The 16,079-nt window shown below is 46.6% G+C and carries 10 protein-coding genes, 4 tRNA genes and 3 rRNA genes; 5 read left to right on the top strand and 12 right to left on the bottom strand.

Features of this window, described 5'->3' with window-relative positions; translation table 11 throughout:
• Positions 1–36: 36 nt before the first annotated feature.
• Positions 37–726 carry a phosphate regulon transcriptional regulator PhoB gene (gene phoB, locus OO774_RS12950; RefSeq protein ID WP_014230905.1) on the bottom strand — a complete coding sequence of 230 codons (690 nt, stop codon included), beginning with the start codon at positions 724–726 and terminating at the stop codon, positions 37–39.
• Between the two features lie 224 nt (positions 727–950).
• On the opposite strand from phoB, the gene rdgC reads away from it, so the two are divergent.
• The 3 genes from rdgC (at position 951) to OO774_RS12965 (ending at position 3,688) form a co-directional block, all read left to right on the top strand.
• Positions 951–1,865, top strand: coding sequence for a recombination-associated protein RdgC (gene rdgC / locus OO774_RS12955; RefSeq protein WP_020333628.1), 915 nt, complete (start codon positions 951–953; stop codon positions 1,863–1,865).
• Between the two features lie 165 nt (positions 1,866–2,030).
• Entirely contained in the window at positions 2,031–3,431 is a 1,401-nt protein-coding gene (yegQ, locus tag OO774_RS12960; RefSeq protein ID WP_264903061.1) for a tRNA 5-hydroxyuridine modification protein YegQ, read from the top strand.
• A 2-nt stretch (positions 3,432–3,433) separates the two neighbouring features.
• Complete coding sequence (locus tag OO774_RS12965; protein ID WP_264903062.1) at positions 3,434–3,688, top strand: YfhL family 4Fe-4S dicluster ferredoxin; 255 nt, start codon at positions 3,434–3,436, stop codon at positions 3,686–3,688.
• A 42-nt stretch (positions 3,689–3,730) separates the two neighbouring features.
• Here OO774_RS12965 and OO774_RS12970 read toward each other — a convergent pair whose 3' ends face one another.
• From OO774_RS12970 to OO774_RS13020, 11 genes are all read right to left on the bottom strand, one after another.
• Positions 3,731–4,039 carry a hypothetical protein gene (locus OO774_RS12970; protein ID WP_014230900.1) on the bottom strand — a complete coding sequence of 103 codons (309 nt, stop codon included), beginning with the start codon at positions 4,037–4,039 and terminating at the stop codon, positions 3,731–3,733.
• Positions 4,040–4,358: 319 nt separating this feature from the next.
• The gene (mepA, locus tag OO774_RS12975; protein ID WP_264903063.1) at positions 4,359–5,195 is read right to left on the bottom strand and encodes a penicillin-insensitive murein endopeptidase; all 837 of its coding nucleotides are present in this window, start codon (positions 5,193–5,195) and stop codon (positions 4,359–4,361) included.
• A gap of 11 nt (positions 5,196–5,206) precedes the next feature.
• Positions 5,207–5,539, bottom strand: a complete 333-nt coding sequence (locus OO774_RS12980; protein ID WP_264903064.1) for a DUF1904 domain-containing protein — start codon at positions 5,537–5,539, stop codon at positions 5,207–5,209.
• A 704-nt stretch (positions 5,540–6,243) separates the two neighbouring features.
• Positions 6,244–6,320, bottom strand: a tRNA-Trp gene (locus OO774_RS12985).
• A gap of 103 nt (positions 6,321–6,423) precedes the next feature.
• Positions 6,424–6,500, bottom strand: a tRNA-Asp gene (locus OO774_RS12990).
• 73 nt (positions 6,501–6,573) lie between these two features.
• Positions 6,574–6,690, bottom strand: a 5S ribosomal RNA gene (rrf, locus tag OO774_RS12995).
• A gap of 110 nt (positions 6,691–6,800) precedes the next feature.
• A 23S ribosomal RNA gene (locus tag OO774_RS13000) occupies positions 6,801–9,690 on the bottom strand.
• Positions 9,691–10,004: 314 nt separating this feature from the next.
• Positions 10,005–10,080: transfer RNA gene (locus OO774_RS13005), tRNA-Glu, on the bottom strand.
• 12 nt (positions 10,081–10,092) lie between these two features.
• Positions 10,093–10,168: transfer RNA gene (locus OO774_RS13010), tRNA-Ala, on the bottom strand.
• Positions 10,169–10,300: 132 nt separating this feature from the next.
• Positions 10,301–11,853: ribosomal RNA gene (locus OO774_RS13015) — 16S ribosomal RNA — on the bottom strand.
• Together the 16S, 23S and 5S rRNA genes with 4 tRNA genes alongside form the textbook arrangement of a ribosomal RNA operon.
• A 463-nt stretch (positions 11,854–12,316) precedes the next feature.
• Positions 12,317–13,678 (bottom strand): amidohydrolase family protein, encoded by a 1,362-nt coding sequence (locus tag OO774_RS13020; RefSeq protein WP_264903065.1) that lies wholly within the window; start codon positions 13,676–13,678, stop codon positions 12,317–12,319.
• A gap of 551 nt (positions 13,679–14,229) precedes the next feature.
• Between OO774_RS13020 and OO774_RS13025 the strand changes: the two genes are divergently transcribed.
• A complete protein-coding gene (locus OO774_RS13025; protein ID WP_264903066.1) occupies positions 14,230–15,231 on the top strand; it encodes an ABC transporter substrate-binding protein in 1,002 nt (333 codons plus the stop codon).
• Entirely contained in the window at positions 15,231–16,058 is an 828-nt protein-coding gene (locus OO774_RS13030; protein ID WP_264903067.1) for an ABC transporter ATP-binding protein, read from the top strand. The genes OO774_RS13025 and OO774_RS13030 overlap by 1 nt, the downstream gene beginning before the upstream one ends.
• Positions 16,059–16,079 lie beyond the last annotated feature (21 nt).

Consider the following 16,079-nt stretch of genomic DNA (forward strand, 5'->3'; position numbering starts at 1 on the left):
TACTCCAAAAATGGGACCGATTAGCTGACTACCAACTTATGCCTTAGTCGAGAAACGGTAACCCGCACCACGAACCGTTTGAATCAATTTATCATGGCCTGCGGCTTCTAAAGCTTTACGTAGACGACGGATGTGCACGTCAACCGTACGATCTTCAACATACACGTTAGTACCCCATACGTTGTTCAGTAGCTGTTCACGACTGTAAACACGCTCTTGGTGTGTCATGAAGAAGTGCAACATTTTGAATTCAGTCGGACCCATATCAACAGCACCATCATTAGCAGTCACACGGTGTGATACAGGATCAAGCTTCAAGCCTTGTACGTCAATTACGTCTTCTAGTGCAGTTGGAGTGACACGGCGGATGACAGCTTTCAAACGAGCGACCAGCTCTTTAGGCGAGAAAGGCTTGGTGATGTAATCATCTGCGCCCACTTCTAAACCGCGAACCTTGTCTTCTTCTTCGCCACGCGCCGTCAGCATGACTACTGGAATATTGCGCGTCAGCTCTTCACGTTTCATGTGCTTGATAAAGTTAATACCGCTACCACCTGGTAGCATCCAATCCAGTAAAACTAAATCAGGGAAGGGTTCAGCCAGTTTGGTTACTGCAGTGTCGTAATCTTCTGCTTCCACCGCTTGGTAACCTTTCTGTTCAAGTACGAAGCAGAGCATTTCACGAATCGGAGCTTCGTCTTCAACAACCAGAATCCTTCTAGACATAATTGAATAACCTTATGTTTGTTGAGCTAATAAATTTAAGAGACAAAGCGCCCCTCGATGCATAAGCATTATCACTACCAATTATGACACTTTTGTGACCTTTGAAAACAAATTTTCATATAACTTTCTTTTGGGGTTCATCCTGATATTTTTCATTTCTATTAAGACATCAGCAAAAAAATTCCCTATGATTAGTCCCTTGTCATCAAGCCTAGAGAAGATTTATGTGGTTTAAAAACTGTCTGGTATACCGCGTTAACCGCGAGATTAACTTCAATGCAGATCAACTAGAGACTCAACTAGCTGAGTTTCAATTCACCCCTTGTGGCAGCCAGGATAAGCAGAAGTTTGGCTGGGTCAGCGCAATGGGTAGACATGGCGACATGATGACTCACGTATCAGAAAACCGCATTCTGATTTGCGCCAAGAAAGAAGAAAAGATGCTACCAGCATCTGTGATCAAAGACTCTCTGAATGCGAAAGTAGAGGCGATGGAAGCGCAAGAAGGTCGCCCGCTAAAGAAGAAAGAGAAAGACAACCTAAAAGATGACATCGTGATGGATTTGCTGCCTCGTGCATTCAGCCGCAGCAGCCACACTCATGTGTTAATCATGCCAAAGGAAGGTTTTATTCTTGTTGATGCTAGCAGCTATAAAAAAGCGGAAGATGTTCTAGCGCTGCTGCGTAAAACAATGGGTAGCTTACCTGTCGTTCCAGCTATCCCAGAAGTAGCCATTGAAACAACATTGACTGAATGGGTGAAAACCGGAGATACGCCACAAGGCATCACTATGATGGACGAGGCTGAGCTGAAATCCGTATTGGAAGAAGGCGGGGTGATCCGTTGTAAGAAACAAGAGCTAACCACGGATGAAATCCGGAATCACATTGCAGCCGACAAAGTTGTTACTAAGCTTGCACTTAACTGGCAAGATCGAATCGAATTCATCATGGCAGAAGATTCAGGCATCAAACGTCTGAAGTTCTCTGATGAGTTGAAAGACCAAAATGATGACATCCCACGTGAAGATCAAGCCGCTCGATTCGATGCAGACTTTTCTCTGATGTGCGGTGAATTCAGTGCATTCCTACCAAGTCTATATGACGCATTAGGTGGGCTACCGAACCCGAACGCCTAAAATAACCCTACTTATCACTCGCTACGCCCCTACTTTTTATGGGGCGTTTGTTCACCAAAAGCACAATTCCCCTAGTCACAGTTCACATTTTGACGTAAAATTTGCGCCCCATTTCCATAAGGTGGAATTGGCCTGACTTGTGATCAGATATAAGAGAATTGAGCAATGACAACTGAGAAAGCATTCGTACCCGAGCTACTGTCTCCTGCGGGCAGCCTTAAAAACATGCGTTACGCATTCGCCTACGGCGCTGATGCGGTATACGCTGGCCAGCCTCGCTACAGCCTTCGTGTACGTAACAACGAGTTTAACCACGACAACCTAAAAATCGGTATTGATGAAGCGCATGCCCTAGGCAAAAAGCTTTACGTGGTATGTAACATTCAGCCGCACAACTCGAAGCTAAAAACTTTCATTCGCGATCTAAAACCAGTCGTAGAAATGGGCCCAGATGCACTCATCATGTCTGATCCTGGTCTAATTATGATGGTTCGTGAAGCTTTCCCAGAAATGCCAATTCACCTTTCAGTTCAGGCTAACGCCGTTAACTGGGCAACGGTTAAGTTTTGGGCAGCAAACGGCGTAGAACGCGTAATTGTATCTCGTGAGCTTTCTCTGGAAGAAATCGAAGAAATTCGTGAGCACTGCCCTGAAACTGAACTCGAAGTATTCGTGCACGGCGCGCTATGTATGGCTTACTCTGGCCGTTGTCTACTGTCTGGTTACATCAACAAACGTGACCCGAACCAAGGCACTTGCACTAACGCATGTCGTTGGGAGTACAAAGTTGAAGAAGGCAAAGAAAACGACACTGGCGATATCGTTGAGAAATTTGATCCGTCTGAAGCACAGCCTGTCGAAGTTCAGGATGAACGCCCTGAAACCACAATCGGTCGTGGTAAACCAACTGACGAAGTGGTTCTACTATCTGAAGCTCACCGCCCGGAAGAAAAAATGGCCGCTTACGAAGATGAGCACGGCACGTACATTATGAACTCGAAAGACCTTCGTGCGATCCAGCATGTTGAGCGTCTGACTAAGATGGGTGTCCACTCACTTAAAATTGAAGGCCGTACTAAATCTTTCTACTACTGTGCTCGTACCGCTCAGGTTTACCGTAAAGCTATTGATGATGCTGTCGCAGGCAAACCATTCGATGAAAGCCTAATGAGCACGCTAGAAAGCCTGGCTCACCGCGGCTACACAGAAGGCTTCCTTCGCCGTCATACTCATGACACATACCAAAACTACGAATACGGCTACTCAGTGTCTGATGCTCAGCAGTTCGTTGGTGAGTTTACAGGTAAGCGTCGTGGCGACATGGCTGAAGTAGAAGTGAAGAACAAATTCCTGGTAGGTGACAGCCTTGAGCTCATGACGCCAAAAGGTAACGTTGTTTTCACTCTGGAAGCAATGGAAAACCGTAAGTCACAATCAATTGAAGACGCAAAAGGTAACGGCCACTTCGTATTTATCCCAGTACCAGAAGATATGGACTTAGAATACGGCCTGTTAATGCGTAACCTAAACTCTGGTCAGGATACCCGTAACCCAACTGGTAAGTAATCATGGCATTACTCATTACCGATAAATGCATTAACTGCGACATGTGTGATCCTGAATGCCCTAACGGCGCGATCAGCATGGGAGACAGTATTTTCGAAATCGACCCGGATCTGTGCACTGAGTGCAGGGGTCATTATGATAAGCCGACCTGTCAGTCAGTTTGTCCGATCACAAAGTGCATTATCACCGATCCAAATCATGTTGAAACGGAAGAGCAGTTACTAGAGAAGTTCGTGATTATCCAAGGATTGGCATAAATAGATAAGGTTCAACTTTGCACGTAAAGTTGAACCTTTATTTTAGCCTGATTTTTCGATGGGATAGATATTACAAAATAACTCTTTTTCAAAATGATACTCTAGCCTCTCTCGCCAGTTTTCCGCTTGAGATACAGGAACCAAATAGAAATTCTCCCGGCTTGTATCAGTAACGAAAGCCATTCCGTATTGCATCAGCTCGTAATGCACATCATTAACAAACCCCGGATCAAGACGCTGGCGTCCTGTCAGATGATTTAAATCTTCTCGAGTCAAGAAGACTCCCTTGGTCTCACTGCTAAATCTGTGTCTTAACCACTCTGCAAACTCTTTTGCACAAATCATAGTCATGGTTTTATCCTTGATTAACTCTATTGGCAAGTAACATCACTAAACCTGCCTCAATACAATTGTCCGCGTTGTATTTTTTTTTACCAATCAACGGACATATTGAACAGAAATCAGAGTATCGCGACAAAAGAACTTAAAAAAACAGAGGCACTAACCCAAAAAACCGTAACCCTTTGTTTATTTGAGATTCCTATAACATGTCATCCAAACTAATTAGGTTAATTTTTGTATTCGTATTATTCACTGTAGACAAAAGTATGATGTTTCTCCAGTTTCATAACGGAGATTCGGCAAACGCTATAAGAAGTTCAATAGTCTTTTAATTGATACGAATAAGTGGCTGACATTGCGATGGAATCACTTTCACCTTTTTTGGTTTCGCCTTCACCTTTTTAGCCGATTGTTTTGTAGGCACCGCCGCTTTAGGTTTCCAGCTCGCTAACTCATAGCCACAACCATCTCCAGCTGGTGGAGGCGCTTGATCAATGCAATTTCGACTGGAATCCGGGCAAGATAATCTGACGTGAAAATGATAGTGGTGTCCCCACCAAGGGCGAACTTTACGCAGCCAAGAGCGGTCTTTACCTTCTTCTTGCGAACATAACTGCTCTTTAATGACTGGGTGTACAAAGATACGAGCAACACCTTCACTCCGAGCAGCATAACGAATAAGTTCAAAGTGTCGCTCGTCCCAGCGATGATCGAGTATTGAATAGCCTTTAAGGTCCACCACACTCATCGGCTTAGGGAGTTGTAATTCATTGTAAGAAAGCGGTTGGTCAGCTAAACGAAGCCATATATCAATATCTAAACCAGTCTGATGGCTAGAGTGACCAGAAGAAAAGCGACCTCCTCGAGGTAACGATAAATCACCGATCAACAAATTGGTACTTAACTCTTTATTTGCTTTCAAGGCGAGGCTTTTAATAAATGAGATCGTGTTGGGATGACCGTAATAGCGGTTCGTTCTACTCCGCAGGACTTGGTACCCGGTTCCTTCGAGAGGTAACGGATAAGCCCCATCTAAACAGCCATTCGCATAGCTACCAATGGAAGAAGAGGAATTGTGAGTGGGAGTCGAAACTTGCTCCCACGGAGTTGCAAAAATAGAAGCTGAGAAAAGCAAACCAATGTGGAGAAAAATACTCAGCCTCATGATGATAGTCCTTAGTAGTGCTCACCATTATCATAGTAGGCTTTAGCGGAGAGTGAAGAAAATATCACTGCAACATCTATATCTTCTCCAACAATACCACGAACTTGCTGAGTAATGGTTTTAGCAACGTTATCTTGAACCTTCTGACCACGGTCAAACCAAATCACTTCCACAAAAGGGTATGCTGCACTCACCTCTCCCTCACTAAAAAAAGTCGTATAAATATACTCAAAAGTGAAGTCCTCACGCGGACATTCCATCAGAGGTTGTAGTTCATCAGTGAGAGGTTTTGATAGAGCCTGAACCGTTTGAGGCTCTACAGCACGAAATCGAAAATGAGGCATAAACGTACTTTCCATTATTAGAATTAAGCCGTGATCATAACAAGAAGTCCGTTTTTTATCACCCGGCACACACTATCGTCTCATTCAAGCTCCAAATAGAGCAAGGAATAGAATAAGTTTAGAACTATTTATTTAAAGGGGAAATGAAACCACCAAGTGGAATAGACAGAAGAGAAAAGTAAAAAAAGACCAAAGATAGAGAGTAAACAGCTCGTTTAGTCCCCTCTCCAACTTCACTGGATTTGGTATTGGCGAATCAGCTGCTCTGCCAATTGGAGCGACTCTACCCCCCCAAACTACAGACGTAAAAAAGCCCCGTTCTTTCGAACGAGGCTTCTTAATAATGGCAGGGGTGGACCGGGCTGGCGATCCAGAGACTCGATGGGACTTGCCTCCAAGCTCCCAACACGCGCTGATCTTTTGGTATTAGCGGAATACGCTGCTCTGCCAATTAGAGCGACTCTACAATCTCCAAACTACAGATGCAAAAAAGCCCCGTTCTTTCGAACGAGGCTTCTTAATAATGGCAGGGGTGGACCGGGCTGGCGATCCAGAGACTCGATGGGACTTGCCTCCAAGCTCCCAACACGCGCTGATCTTTTGGTAGTAGCGGAATCCGCTGCTTTGCCAATTAGAGCGACTCTACAATCTCCAAACTACAGATGCAAAAAAGCCCCGTTCTTTCGAACGAGGCTTCTTAATAATGGCAGGGGTGGAGAGATTCGAACTCCCAACACGCGGATTTGGAATCCGCTGCTCTGCCAATTGGAGCTACACCCCTGCAGTTCGTGTTTAATGAGACGACTCTCTAATAAGTGGCGGAATGGCCGGGCTTGCGTTCAAGCGGGACTCATTCGACCGAAGGTCGAAACCTTCAAATTAAGTGGCGGAGTGGACGGGACTCGAACCCGCGACCCCCGGCGTGACAGGCCGGTATTCTAACCAACTGAACTACCACTCCGCAGTAGTATCATCCGCATAAGCAGATGTCCGCTTTTGTCTTCACTTTTCAAAAAAGTGAAAATAAAACTAAAGCCTGGCGATGTCCTACTCTCACATGGGGAAACCCCACACTACCATCGGCGCTATTTCGTTTCACTTCTGAGTTCGGAATGGAAATCAGGTGGGTCCAAAACGCTATGGTCGCCAAGCAAATTCTTACTCTCTATTTCTAGAGAAAACTTGGAAAGCTGTTGTTAATTCTCGTTTTTACACATTCAATGTTCTTTCATTGAGTCCATCAAAACCCCTTGGGTGTTGTATGGTTAAGCCTCACGGGCAATTAGTACAGGTTAGCTCAACGCCTCACAACGCTTACACACCCTGCCTATCAACGTCGTAGTCTACGACAACCCTTTAGGATACTTAAAGTATCAGGGAGAACTCATCTCAAGGCTCGCTTCCCGCTTAGATGCTTTCAGCGGTTATCGATCCCGAACTTAGCTACCGGGCAATGCGTCTGGCGACACAACCCGAACACCAGAGGTTCGTCCACTCCGGTCCTCTCGTACTAGGAGCAGCCCCTTTCAATTCTCCAACGCCCACGGCAGATAGGGACCGAACTGTCTCACGACGTTCTAAACCCAGCTCGCGTACCACTTTAAATGGCGAACAGCCATACCCTTGGGACCGACTTCAGCCCCAGGATGTGATGAGCCGACATCGAGGTGCCAAACACCGCCGTCGATATGAACTCTTGGGCGGTATCAGCCTGTTATCCCCGGAGTACCTTTTATCCGTTGAGCGATGGCCCTTCCATTCAGAACCACCGGATCACTATGACCTGCTTTCGCACCTGCTCGAATTGTCATTCTCGCAGTCAAGCGGGCTTATGCCATTGCACTAACCTCACGATGTCCAACCGTGATTAGCCCACCTTCGTGCTCCTCCGTTACGCTTTGGGAGGAGACCGCCCCAGTCAAACTACCCACCAGGCACTGTCCTCATCCCCGATGAGGGGACCAAGTTAGAACATCAACACTACAAGGGTGGTATTTCAAGGTCGGCTCCACCAACACTGGCGTGCTGGTTTCAAAGCCTCCCACCTATCCTACACATGTAGGGTCAATGTTCAGTGCCAAGCTGTAGTAAAGGTTCACGGGGTCTTTCCGTCTAGCCGCGGGTACACTGCATCTTCACAGCGATTTCAATTTCACTGAGTCTCGGGTGGAGACAGCGTGGCCATCATTACGCCATTCGTGCAGGTCGGAACTTACCCGACAAGGAATTTCGCTACCTTAGGACCGTTATAGTTACGGCCGCCGTTTACCGGGGCTTCGATCAAGAGCTTCGACCGAAGTCTAACCCCATCAATTAACCTTCCGGCACCGGGCAGGCGTCACACCGTATACGTCATCTTACGATTTTGCACAGTGCTGTGTTTTTAATAAACAGTTGCAGCCACCTGGTATCTGCGACTCTCAATAGCTCCATCCGCAAGGGACTTCACCGTCGAGAGCGTACCTTCTCCCGAAGTTACGGTACCATTTTGCCTAGTTCCTTCACCCGAGTTCTCTCAAGCGCCTTGGTATTCTCTACCCGACCACCTGTGTCGGTTTGGGGTACGATTCCTTACAATCTGAAGCTTAGAGGCTTTTCCTGGAAGCATGGCATCAATGACTTCACATCCGTAGATGCTCGACGTCGTGTCTCAGCCTTAAAGAGAGCCGGATTTACCTAACTCTCAAGCCTACGCACTTGAACCTGGACAACCGTCGCCAGGCCCACCTAGCCTTCTCCGTCCCCCCATCGCAATTGTAAGAAGTACGGGAATATTAACCCGTTTCCCATCGACTACGCCTTTCGGCCTCGCCTTAGGGGTCGACTTACCCTGCCCCGATTAACGTTGGACAGGAACCCTTGGTCTTCCGGCGAGGAGGTTTTTCACCCCCTTTATCGTTACTCATGTCAGCATTCGCACTTCTGATACGTCCAGCATGCGTTACCACACACCTTCAACCGCTTACAGAACGCTCCCCTACCCAATATACAAAAGTATATTGCCGCAGCTTCGGTTTACTACTTAGCCCCGTTACATCTTCCGCGCAGGCCGACTCGACCAGTGAGCTATTACGCTTTCTTTAAATGATGGCTGCTTCTAAGCCAACATCCTGGCTGTCTGAGCCTTCCCACATCGTTTCCCACTTAGTAGTAATTTGGGACCTTAGCTGGCGGTCTGGGTTGTTTCCCTCTCCACGACGGACGTTAGCACCCGCCGTGTGTCTCCCGGATAGTACTTACTGGTATTCGGAGTTTGCAAAGGGTTGGTAAGTCGGGATGACCCCCTAGCCTTAACAGTGCTCTACCCCCAGTAGTATTCGTCCGAGGCGCTACCTAAATAGCTTTCGGGGAGAACCAGCTATCTCCAGGTTTGATTGGCCTTTCACCCCTAGCCACAAGTCATCCGCTAATTTTTCAACATTAGTCGGTTCGGTCCTCCAATTGATGTTACTCAATCTTCAACCTGCCCATGGCTAGATCACCTGGTTTCGGGTCTATATCCAGAGACTGAACGCCCAGTTAAGACTCGGTTTCCCTACGGCTCCCCTAGATGGTTAACCTTGCCACTGAATATAAGTCGCTGACCCATTATACAAAAGGTACGCAGTCACACCACGAAGGTGCTCCTACTGCTTGTACGTACACGGTTTCAGGTTCTATTTCACTCCCCTCACAGGGGTTCTTTTCGCCTTTCCCTCACGGTACTGGTTCACTATCGGTCAGTCAGTAGTATTTAGCCTTGGAGGATGGTCCCCCCATATTCAGACAGGATATCACGTGTCCCGCCCTACTCGATTTCACTGAACACACATCGTCAACTACGGGACTATCACCCTGTATCGTCGGCCTTTCCAGACCGTTCGTCTAACGTGTGTAAAGCTTAAGGGCTAGTCCAATTTCGCTCGCCGCTACTTTCGGAATCTCGGTTGATTTCTTTTCCTCGGGGTACTTAGATGTTTCAGTTCCCCCGGTTCGCCTCCTGCTGCTATGTATTCACAACAGGATACTTACTTATGTAAGTGGGTTTCCCCATTCGGAAATCCCAGACTCAAGTGGCTTTTACTGCCTAATCTGGGCTTATCGCAAGTTAATACGTCCTTCATCGCCTCTGACTGCCAAGGCATCCACCGTGTACGCTTAGTCACTTAACCATACAACCCGAAGGAGTTTCGAATTGCATTTTGTCTTCACTTTAAAAAGTGAAATCAAACGGTCAAACAACCAAAGTTGCTGTCTCATTATTTGAATGAGCGAGACAGCTTTCGATTTTGCCGGACTCAAATTCCAAGAACACTTGAATGTGTTTTTAGTTGTATTCATTAATGAATACTTTGAGAACTTTACAATCAAAACCTTATTCACAAAGGAATAAAGTTTGATTTGTCAGCTTTCCAAATTGTTAAAGAGCTAATCACTTCAAAAGAAGTAACCATTTTTAAAAGCACTCATCGAATGCGCTTAAAGATGGTATCCCGTAGGGGAGTCGAACCCCTGTTACCGCCGTGAAAGGGCGGTGTCCTAGGCCTCTAGACGAACGGGACACAGAAAGTCAGTGGTGGAGCTAATCGGGATCGAACCGATGACCTCTTCGCTGCCAGCGAAGCGCTCTCCCAGCTGAGCTATAGCCCCACATAAAATTGCTTTGCATTTTATGCAGAACCAATTTTTTGCTCTGAATTAAAACCATATCAATCTGTGTGGACACTCATCGTGACTCATTTGTTTCCGCTTTAAAAAGCAGAAGCAAACTATCCATTCGTATAAGGAGGTGATCCAGCGCCAGGTTCCCCTAGCGCTACCTTGTTACGACTTCACCCCAGTCATGAACCACAAAGTGGTAAGCGTCCCCCCGAAGGTTAAACTACCTACTTCTTTTGCAGCCCACTCCCATGGTGTGACGGGCGGTGTGTACAAGGCCCGGGAACGTATTCACCGTGGCATTCTGATCCACGATTACTAGCGATTCCGACTTCATGGAGTCGAGTTGCAGACTCCAATCCGGACTACGACGCACTTTTTGGGATTCGCTCACTTTCGCAAGTTGGCCGCCCTCTGTATGCGCCATTGTAGCACGTGTGTAGCCCTACTCGTAAGGGCCATGATGACTTGACGTCGTCCCCACCTTCCTCCGGTTTATCACCGGCAGTCTCCCTGGAGTTCCCGACATTACTCGCTGGCAAACAAGGATAAGGGTTGCGCTCGTTGCGGGACTTAACCCAACATTTCACAACACGAGCTGACGACAGCCATGCAGCACCTGTCTCAGAGTTCCCGAAGGCACCAATCCATCTCTGGAAAGTTCTCTGGATGTCAAGAGTAGGTAAGGTTCTTCGCGTTGCATCGAATTAAACCACATGCTCCACCGCTTGTGCGGGCCCCCGTCAATTCATTTGAGTTTTAATCTTGCGACCGTACTCCCCAGGCGGTCTACTTAACGCGTTAGCTCCGAAAGCCACGGCTCAAGGCCACAACCTCCAAGTAGACATCGTTTACGGCGTGGACTACCAGGGTATCTAATCCTGTTTGCTCCCCACGCTTTCGCATCTGAGTGTCAGTATCTGTCCAGGGGGCCGCCTTCGCCACCGGTATTCCTTCAGATCTCTACGCATTTCACCGCTACACCTGAAATTCTACCCCCCTCTACAGTACTCTAGTCTGCCAGTTTCAAATGCTATTCCGAGGTTGAGCCCCGGGCTTTCACATCTGACTTAACAAACCACCTGCATGCGCTTTACGCCCAGTAATTCCGATTAACGCTCGCACCCTCCGTATTACCGCGGCTGCTGGCACGGAGTTAGCCGGTGCTTCTTCTGTCGCTAACGTCAAATAATGCATCTATTAAACACACTACCTTCCTCACGACTGAAAGTGCTTTACAACCCGAAGGCCTTCTTCACACACGCGGCATGGCTGCATCAGGCTTGCGCCCATTGTGCAATATTCCCCACTGCTGCCTCCCGTAGGAGTCTGGACCGTGTCTCAGTTCCAGTGTGGCTGATCATCCTCTCAGACCAGCTAGGGATCGTCGCCTTGGTGAGCCCTTACCTCACCAACTAGCTAATCCCACCTAGGCATATCCTGACGCGAGAGGCCCGAAGGTCCCCCTCTTTGGCCCGTAGGCATCATGCGGTATTAGCCATCGTTTCCAATGGTTATCCCCCACATCAGGGCAATTTCCTAGGCATTACTCACCCGTCCGCCGCTCGACGCCGTTAACGTTCCCCGAAGGTTCAGTTAACTCGTTTCCGCTCGACTTGCATGTGTTAGGCCTGCCGCCAGCGTTCAATCTGAGCCATGATCAAACTCTTCAATTTAAAGTTTTGATTCCCTAAATAAATAGGGTGAGGCTCAATGAATACTGAACATTACATAACGTAATGTTTGAATTGACTGTGCTGAGTCTTTCGACTCAATGGTCACTTCGTATCATTGAAACCTAATTTGAAGCCTAAGCTTCTAATTGGATTATCATCAACGAGTGCCCACACAGATTGATAGGTTCTTATTTTTAAAGAGCGTTTCGACTGAGGCTTGCTCAAATCGGACGGCCATTTTAGCGAGATAACTTCTGGTGTCAAACACTTTTTTCAGTTATTTCTCTGTGAGTTACTTTTTAACTCAACCGTCTTGTTGTCCTGCATCGCTTTGCTAGACAACGGAGGCGAATTATAGGGAGAAAAATTGACTTGGCAAGGGGAATTCAGCCTAAAAAAGGCATTTTTAGACTGAACGTTTAAATAAACATCAATTTGAGGATTCTATAACCGAATAATGGGCTTATGACTCTAATTTCGCCACACGTTGATTGAGATCGGCAATGGATTTTCTTACTTCTTCGACTAAATAGCCGTATTGAGCATCATGCTCTTGCTGATAAACAATACGCCCATTTACAAAGCTGACTTTAACAGACGCAGGTTCACCACACATGATTGGTGCCATTAATGAAGAATGACACCCTGACAAGCGAGGCTGATTGAGGTCATAAAGAACGAGGTCAGCCGCGTAGCCTTCTTTTATTTCCCCCACATCTGTAAGACCTAAGATATCAGCCCCACCTTTAGTACCCCATTTAAGGACTTGTTCCAACGTTGTTGCATCAGGTCCATTTTGCGCTCTGTGGATTAGCCAAGTCAGGTTGAGCTCTTGCAGCATCGACCCCGACTCAGCAGACGCGGAGCCATCCACTCCCAGAGAAATAGGCATGCCCGCTTTGGCCATATCAATGACTGGTGCAATCCCACTCCCCAAACGACAGTTAGATGTTGGACAATGAGCGATACCCGTTTTCGTTTCTGCTAATAGCTGGATATCTTTCTCACTTGCTTGAACCAAATGGGCAAACCATACATCTTCCCCCAGCCAGTCACAGCTCTGCGCAAACTCGACCGCACTCATCCCGTACTTAGCGATTGTTTGCTCATTATCAAAGTCCACCTCTAAAAGGTGGGAGTGCATTCTTAGCTTTTGGCTTCTCGCATATTCTGCCGTCAGCTTGAGGTCACTCGGTGTTGCAGAATGCGCGATGGTGGTTGGCGCAACGACCAACTTGCGCATCGCAGCTCCGCCTTCCTGATGGTAACGACTACGAGTATGCTCTAAACGTGAGATCATCAGCTCTGCAGACTCAGGAATAACTCCCGCTTTGGCTAATCCTTTGTGTGTACCTTTAATGGTTGCCCCTCCCCGACATAAAACCAAACGAATACCCATTTCGTCGGCAGCCTGCCAAAGCACATCTTCCATCTCTTGGCTTGAGTTCGCATGATAGAGATAGTGATGGTCAGCACATGTCGTCGCGCCAGAACGAAGTAGTTCATAGAATCCTAACTTGGCGGCGGAATACATGATCTCCGGTGTAATTTGAGGCCAATAGCGATATGGAACGCTCGCTAGCCAATCACCTAAGCCATGATTCATGCCTGCTGGGATCCCCTTCAATATTGACTGCGCGATATGGTGATGCGTATTAACCATTCCCGGGTAAACAACACAATTTGTCGCATCGACCAGTTTTTCGCTTTCATTGGGAAGCAAGTTCTGTCCGAGCTCAGTAATGACACCGTTTTGAATTCGGATATCTCGTACATCCTGTTTAGGCGAAAAAACACTGTTGGCATTTTTAATTAAGTAGTTCACGTCAATTTCCTTTTTAATGAACGATCGGTATCTAATTCAGATGACCAGAGTGGATCTACCTTTGAGCAATGTCCCAGAGATACAACTCTTAACCGCTTCTACTCAATTAATAAAGAGGGCAGGAGTACTCACTCCCACCACACTCTGTATACAATGCAATAACTGCACCATACCTCAGATTATTTAACCTTCGGTACTCGGCCTCGATACAGTGCACCAAAATATTTTTTTTGAGGCTAAAATGCACATAAATGGTGCGTAAAGAGTTGTATTTCACCCTTTATTTGTCACTTATTGTATACAACGCTGAATCTGGCACTTATCTTCCAACCGCAAGGTTAACCGTTCGTTACTCATAGGTTGCATCTTATTATCCATCTCTTTATCACTGTATGGCACATTGTTTGCTAAATGTTAATTGAAAGCGTGAGTAGAAGCGGTTAGATACTTCAACATAAAGTATCGGGACATTGCTCATAGTTAGCCTAAAGTACCCTGCCAGCAATAAGGCGGTGCCTTTAGAAAAGTGAAAAGGAAGACACGGAGTAACTATGAAAACTATTTCTAAATTGAACAAACTTGCCCTTTCGTTATCTTTGCTATGCGCTTCAGGAAGTAGCCTGGCAGCAGATAAGGTCACTTTCCAGCTTGACTGGTTACCTGGTGGCGACAAAGCCCCTGTGTTTGTTGGAGTGCAACAAGGCTTCTTTGCAGAAGAAGATCTGGATGTCACCATTCTTGGTGGTAAAGGTTCTACCGACGCCATTACCAAAGTAGCGACTGGCACAGCAGATATTGGTTATGCTGACATTGTTGCTCTGATGGTCGCAAAAGCGAATGATAACGTGCCTGTAAAAGCGGTCTACTCACTCTTCAATAAAGCACCTTATGCATTCTATACACTTGATGATTCAGGTGTTGGATCAGTTAAAGACGTGGTAGGAAAAACCATCGTTACTTCTCCGTTTACCTCTGCGAACGTTTTCCTACCAATCATGCTTAAGAAAAATGGCATCGATGAAAACAGTGTAAAGGTCCTCAAAGCCGATCCTGGCGCATTAAATCCGATGCTGATCACTGGGCAGTCTGATGTGATGATTTCCTGGATGACAGACCGCGTTAAAAACTCAGAGCAAGCCGAACAAGCGGGTAAAAAACTGACTGTTCTGCCTTGGTATGATGCTGGTCTAGAGTTCTATTCAGCTTCGGTCATCGCCAGCGACAAGTTCATGTCAGAACATCCAGACGTGGTTAAACGATTTGTTAAAGCTTACGCAAAGGCAGTGGAATACACTTGGGCGAATCCAGAACAAAGCGGCGCTGACGTCAATAAAATGGTCCCCGATGTCGATCCCGTCCAAGCAGCCGATACGATAAAATCCATTCGTGGCCTGGTTATGAACGAGGTCTCCGATAAAGACGGATTGGGCGTTTTTACTCCGGCTCGTCTGAGTGAAACATGGAAGTGGACAGCGGAAGCTCAAGGCATCGATCTTGGTAAGTTAGACCCTGAAAACGCAGTTGCTCGTCAATTTTTTCAAGAGGTGAACTAATGCAACCATTTGTTTCGTTCAAGAACATAGGGCATACCTATCACTCTGACAAACATTCGGTTACGGTTCTCAACGATGTCAACTTCAATGTAAATAAACATGAATTTGTTGCCATCGTTGGTCCTTCAGGTTGCGGCAAGTCTACCTTGCTGCGCCTACTGTCAGGTCTGATACTGCCAACCCAGGGGGAGATTTCTGTTTTTGGTCAGCCGGTGACGGAACCAAGAGAAGATATCGGTATTGTGTTTCAAAAACCAACGCTATTGCCCTGGAAAAACATTCTCGACAACGTGCTGTTTCCACTTAAGCACAAGTTCAACTATGTCAGTCAAAAAGAAAAACAGCATGCCGAAGTACTTTTAGACATGGTTGGTCTGGCTGGCTTTGAAAACAGCATGCCAAACCAGCTTTCAGGGGGGATGCAGCAACGAGTCGGGATTGCCAGAGCTTTGCTACTTAATCCGGATATTTTGATCATGGATGAGCCGTTCTCCGCCCTTGATGCATTAACCCGCGAAGAGATGGGCTTTGAGTTGCAAAAAATTTGGATGGAGAAACCGAAAACCGTTTTATTCATTACTCACTCGATCTCCGAAGCGGTGTTACTCGCAGATAAAGTATTAGTCATGGGCCCACGACCAAGTACGGTGTTAGAGGAAATCAACATTGACTTACCTCGCCCACGCGACATTCACACACTGCAAGATCCAACGTTTGGCGCTTACACCAACAAAATCCGCGAATACTTTTATCGTTCAGAGAAAAAGAATGAGACGGACAGAAAGGATAAAGACAACGTTGCACCAATACGCAGAACGGTTGCTTAATCGAATTTATCTAAAGGAATA

Source organism: Vibrio sp. STUT-A11, assembly GCF_026000435.1.
Lineage (GTDB): Bacteria > Pseudomonadota > Gammaproteobacteria > Enterobacterales > Vibrionaceae > Vibrio.